We start from the raw sequence: 4,073 nt of genomic DNA, 5'->3' as shown, positions 1-4,073 counted from the left end.
ATCATATGATTCGAAAAGATTTTGATTATTAAAAGTACAATGAAATTTTACAATAAATGTGCTTTTGTCCTATGTACCAAGTAAATATTATTTCTAAATCTACTCATCATAATTTGGATTCTGGAATAAAAACAGATTATGAGTTGAGTGAAAACTCTGTTGTAATCGTTGACTGCTCGATCAAAGATATACGAAAAATAGAAAGGAAAGGTAATAATCTGGTTGTATCTTTTCAAGATGGTTCAGTTGTTGTTATCCATGGTTATTATAATGATGAGAATACATTAGACAATAGTTTAGTATTTAAGGACGATAATGGAAAGTTATTGTGGATTCAGCACTTAGACGATTTACAGCTCATTGATCAGGAAGTCTATTATCAAACAATCCAGGATATACAGCCACTTTTATATCAGGATTCAGGTTTGGCAATTGGGTTACCGTGGTTAATTGGTGCTGGTGCCGCAGGTATTGGCGCTGTTGCAGTAGCAGTCAACGATAGTAACGACCATTCAAATAATAATTCTAATTTAGATAAAACAGCTCCAACAGCTCCAAGTATTGAACAGAATAATGCAAATGGATTAGCGGGTACAGCTGAGCCAAATGCAGTGATTACGGTAGACTTGGGTAATGGTTCAACCGTGACCACCACAGCTGATAGCGAAGGCAACTGGAATATCAAGCCGAACCCGATTGCTGAGGGCGATAGCGCTACCGTGACTGCGACAGATGCATCAGGTAACACCAGCCCTGAAGCTTCTACAGGAGCTGCGGACGTGACTGCTCCTGTTGCCCCAACGGTCGATCACAACAATGCAGCAGGTTTGGGTGGAACAACCGAACCAAATGCGGTGATCACGGTCGAGCTGGGTAATGGTTCAACCGTGACTACCACTGCAAATAGTGAAGGGCAGTGGAGCATTGTGCCGAACCCATTAGCAGAAGGTGAAGTGAGCAAAGTGACTGCTACTGATGGCGCAGGGAATGCCAGTCCTGAAGCTTCTACAGGAGCTGCGGATAAGCTTGCCCCAGCTGCACCAACAGTTGATCACAACAATGCAGCAGGTTTGGGAGGAACGACCGAACCGAATGCGGTGATCACAGTCGAGCTGGGCAATGGTTCAACCGTAACCACGACTGCTGATAGCCAGGGCAACTGGAATATCAAGCCGAACCCGATTGCCGAGGGAGAGAGCGCTACAGTTATAGCTACAGATAAGGCGGGTAACACCAGTGCTGAAACTTCAACGGGCATCACAGATACGCTTGCTCCTGCAGCACCAACGATTACTACAAATAATGCAGCTGAATTGGCAGGTAAAGCAGAGGCTGGCTCTACGGTTACAGTTGAATTAAGTGATGGTAGTACGGTAACGACGACGACTGATGCGACAGGTAAGTGGACACTTGATAATCCACTAAAAAATGCTGAAGTGGGTAAAGTCACCGCCACAGATAAAGCAGGTAACACCAGTCCTGAAGCTTCTACAGGAGCTGCGGATAAGCTTGCTCCAGCTGCACCAACAGTTGATCACAATAATGCAGCAGGTCTGGGTGGAACAACCGAACCGAATGCGGTGATCACGGTCGAGCTGGGCAATGGCTCAACCGTGACCACGACTGCTGATAGCCAGGGCAACTGGAATATCAAGCCGAACCCGATTGCCGAGGGAGAGAGCGCTACAGTTATAGCTACAGATAAGGCGGGTAACACCAGTGCTGAAACTTCAACGGGCATCACAGATACGCTTGCTCCTGCAGCACCAACGATTACTACAAATAATGCAGNTGAATTGGCAGGTAAAGCAGANGCTGGCTCTACGGTTACAGTTGAATTAAGTGATGGTAGTACGGTAACGACGACGACTGATGCGACAGGTAAGTGGACACTTGATAATCCACTAAAAAATGCTGAAGTGGGTAAAGTCACCGCCACAGATAAAGCAGGTAACACCAGTCCTGAAGCTTCTACAGGGGCTGCGGATGTGACTGCACCTGTTGCCCCAACGGTGGATCAAAACAATACAGCAGGTCTGGGAGGCACGACCGAACCGAATGCGGTGATCACGGTCGAGCTGGACAATGGTTCAACGGTAACCACCACAGCGGATAACCAGGGCAACTGGAGCATTACACCAAACCCAATTGCTGATGGTAGTGAAGGCAGCGTGACTGCGACAGATGCAGCAGGGAACACCAGCACTGAAACACCAACAGGCACAGCAGATACCGTTGCACCGGCAGCGCCAAGCGTTGGTCAAAACAATGAGTCAGGTTTATCGGGAACAGCAGAGCCAGAATCAACAATTAGTGTTGAATTGGCTGATGGTACAACGATTACAACTACAACAGATACAGCAGGTAACTGGAGTATCACGCCTAATCCATTAGGTGATGGTGAAGTTGGTAAAGTGACTGCTACAGACGCAGCAGGAAATAACAGTGCTCCAACCATGACTGATGGCACAGATATCACTCCACCAGCAGCACCAGGTGTGGATCAGAACAATGGCACCGAACTCAGTGGTACAGCGGAAGCGGGTTCTATCGTGACGGTGACTGATGCCGATGGCAATACAGTGACCACCACAGCCGATAGCACAGGGCACTGGAGTATTACACCGAACCCGCTGACAGAAGGCGAAGTGGGCAAGGTGACTGCCACTGATGGCGCAGGCAACACTGGTCCTGAAGCGACCACAGGGGCTGCGGATGTGACGGCTCCTGTTGCCCCAACGGTGGATCAAAACAATGTAGCTGGTCTGGGAGGAACGACCGAGCCGAATGNGGTGATCACGGTCGAGCTGGGCAATGGTTCAACGGTAACCACGACAGCGGATAACCAGGGCAACTGGCTGCTTGAACCGAACCCGCTGGCAGAAGGCGAAGTGGGCAAGGTGACNGCNACTGATGGCGCAGGCAACACTGGTCCTGAAGCGACCACAGGGGCTGCGGATGTGACGGCTCCTGTTGCCCCAACGGTGGATCAAAACAATGTAGCTGGTCTGGGAGGAACGACCGAGCCGAATGCGGTGATCACGGTCGAGCTGGGCAATGGTTCAACGGTAACCACGACAGCGGATAACCAGGGCAACTGGCTGCTTGAACCGAACCCGCTGGCAGAAGGCGAAGTGGGCAAGGTGACAGCGACTGATGGTGCAGGAAATAGCAGTACTCCAACCATGACCGATGGAACAGATATTACTGCTCCTGTTGCCCCAACGGTGGATCAAAACAATGCAGCAGGTCTGGGAGGAACAACCGAACCAAATACGGTGATCACGGTCGAGCTGGACAATGGTTCAACGGTAACCACGACAGCGGATAACCAGGGCAACTGGCTGCTTGAACCGAACCCGCTGGCAGAAGGCGAAGTGGGCAAGGTGACAGCGACTGATGGCGCAGGCAACACTGGTCCTGAAGCGACCACAGGGGCTGCGGATGTGACTGCACCTGTTGCCCCAACGGTGGATCAAAACAATGCAGCAGGTCTGGGAGGAACAACCGAACCAAATGCGGTGATCACGGTCGAGCTGGACAATGGTTCAACGGTAACCACCACAGCAGATAACCAGGGCAACTGGCTGCTTGAACCGAACCCGCTGGCAGAAGGTGAAGTGGGCAAGGTGACTGCCACTGATGGCGCAGGCAACACCGGTCCTGAAGCGACCACAGGGGCTGCAGATGTGACGGCTCCTGTTGCCCCAACGGTGGATCANAACAATGCAGCAGGTCTGGGAGGAACGACCGAACCGAATGCGGTGATTACGGTCGAGCTGGGCAATGGTTCAACGGTAACCACGACAGCGGATAACCAGGGCAACTGGCTGCTTGAACCGAACCCGCTGGCAGAAGGTGAAGTGGGCAAGGTGACTGCCACTGATGGCGCAGGCAACACCGGTCCTGAAGCGACCACAGGGGCTGCAGATGTGACGGCTCCTGTTGCCCCGACNGTGGATCAAAACAATGCAGCAGGTCTGGGAGGAACGACCGAACCGAATGCGGTGATCACGGTCGAGCTGGGCAATGGCTCAACCGTGACCACGACTGCTGATAGCCAGGGCAACTGG

Annotated in this window: 1 protein-coding gene; it reads left to right on the top strand. The window is 51.3% G+C overall.

Features of this window, described 5'->3' with window-relative positions; genetic code table 11:
- Positions 1–56 precede the first annotated feature (56 nt).
- A partial coding sequence (locus KPC_RS18260) for an Ig-like domain-containing protein (protein ID WP_146196666.1) occupies positions 57–4,073 on the top strand: 4,017 nt, incomplete at its 3' end.

Origin of the sequence: Acinetobacter stercoris (genome assembly GCF_900323515.1) — a bacterium.
Classification (GTDB): domain Bacteria; phylum Pseudomonadota; class Gammaproteobacteria; order Pseudomonadales; family Moraxellaceae; genus Acinetobacter; species Acinetobacter stercoris.
The sequence above is the reverse complement of the archived record's forward strand: the minus strand, read 5'-3'. Positions and strand labels throughout refer to the sequence as shown.